Genomic DNA, 1,267 nt, shown 5'->3' with positions numbered 1-1,267 from the left:
TGCGGCTCGATGCAAGAAGGACCGCCTCTGGGTCATCTTCGAGGCCAGCGGCGGCTATGATCGGGGCCTGCGCGATGCGCTCGAGGCAGCAGACGTCCCTTTCACCCGGGTGAATCCGCGTCAAGCGCGCGACTTCGCCCGCGCCATGGGCGTCCTCGGCAAAGCCGCCGCCAGCTCGTCGACCTGCGCAAGCAGGAAGCCACCAGGCTGCAGCAGACCACCGATCCCGGCGCACTTGCAGACATCCGGGCCATCATCGCCGTCCTCGATCGCCACATCGCCAAAGTCGAGGAGCGCATGTCCGCCACCGTCGCAGCCGACGTGGACCTCGCCAGTATCGATCGGCGCCTCCGAACCGCGCCAGGTGTCGGCCCAATCGTCGCGGCCACCTTGATCGCCGAACTGCCGGAGCTCGGTCAGCTCGACCGACGTAGGATCGCAGCCTTGGCCGGCCTAGCGCCGATCGCGCGCGACAGCGGCAAGAAATCCGGAGCACGCTCAATCGCCGGCGGTCGGGCCCTCGTTCGCACCGCTCTCTACCTCGCAGCCCTTCAAGCGTCCCGACGCTCCGCCATCTTCCGCGAGTTCCGTAACCGCCTGCAGGCCGCAGGCAAACCGGTGAAGGCCATCCTGACCGCCACGGCTCGCAAGCTCCTCGTCACGCTCAACGCAATGGTCGCCAGCGAAACAGACTACCGTCTCGACGCCGCAACCTGATTACAGTTGCCGACAAACCCGGGGCGGTTCACTGCGCCATTCCTGGCTGCTGCCGTCCTCGGCCCGCAGCCGGGCCCGCGGCACGGCTAACTCAACCGGCCCAAACGAGCCGGTCAGCTGCCGCCTGCGGTGGCCATGCCGATGTCCGACTGCCCCGCCAGTTCGCTCATAGCGTCCGCGCCCCAACGCGGCCTCGAGCTCCTGCTCCACCAGCTCCTCGATCAGGCCGCGGATCCGGCCCCTCAGCCCCGCCTCGATCGGGTCAAACCAAGCCTCTCCGGCAAACAGCGCCTGCTCCGCAGGCCCTCTGCTGCTATCCTTGTCCATGGCGTGGTCTCCGCCGGCGCGCCAACGCCGGTCATGGCTCGTTGAACAAGCCGGAGACTACGTCACCCGATTTCCCACCACGCCTGCGACAGCACCGAACTGCTTGAGCTTGGCAAAGAAGTTCTCGATCAGGTGCCGCGCCTTGTAGAGATGCCGGTCGTAGTCCCGCTTCTGCTTCCGGTTGCCTTTTGGCGGGATGATGGCCGCCTTGCCTGCCGCAGCC

2 protein-coding genes and 2 pseudogenes are annotated in these 1,267 nt (G+C 67.2%); 1 reads left to right on the top strand and 3 read right to left on the bottom strand.

What is annotated here, in order from left to right; genetic code table 11:
- Positions 1–120: 120 nt before the first annotated feature.
- Positions 121–276, bottom strand: coding sequence for a hypothetical protein (locus tag ACO1BU_RS37450; protein ID WP_424140914.1), 156 nt, complete (start codon positions 274–276; stop codon positions 121–123).
- A gap of 21 nt (positions 277–297) precedes the next feature.
- Here ACO1BU_RS37450 and ACO1BU_RS37445 point away from each other — a divergent pair, with 21 nt between their 5' ends.
- Entirely contained in the window at positions 298–717 is a 420-nt protein-coding gene (locus ACO1BU_RS37445) for a transposase (protein WP_424140913.1), read from the top strand.
- Positions 718–723: 6 nt separating this feature from the next.
- Here ACO1BU_RS37445 and ACO1BU_RS37440 read toward each other — a convergent pair.
- Together ACO1BU_RS37440 and ACO1BU_RS37435 are read right to left on the bottom strand one after the other, a co-directional pair.
- A pseudogene (locus ACO1BU_RS37440) lies at positions 724–1,044 on the bottom strand (transposase); the annotation flags it as partial.
- Positions 1,045–1,140: 96 nt separating this feature from the next.
- Positions 1,141–1,267 (bottom strand): annotated as a pseudogene (locus tag ACO1BU_RS37435) (IS5/IS1182 family transposase); the annotation flags it as partial.

Source organism: Roseomonas chloroacetimidivorans, from assembly GCF_049629625.1.
Taxonomy (GTDB): domain Bacteria; phylum Pseudomonadota; class Alphaproteobacteria; order Acetobacterales; family Acetobacteraceae; genus Roseomonas; species Roseomonas chloroacetimidivorans.
The sequence above is the reverse complement of the archived record's forward strand: the minus strand, read 5'-3'. Positions and strand labels throughout refer to the sequence as shown.

What these genes read in the sequence shown, in the direction of transcription:
- ACO1BU_RS37445 (WP_424140913.1), top strand. Translation starts at nt 298, where the DNA reads ATGTCCGCCACCGTCGCAGCCGACGTGGACCTCGCCAGTATCGATCGG.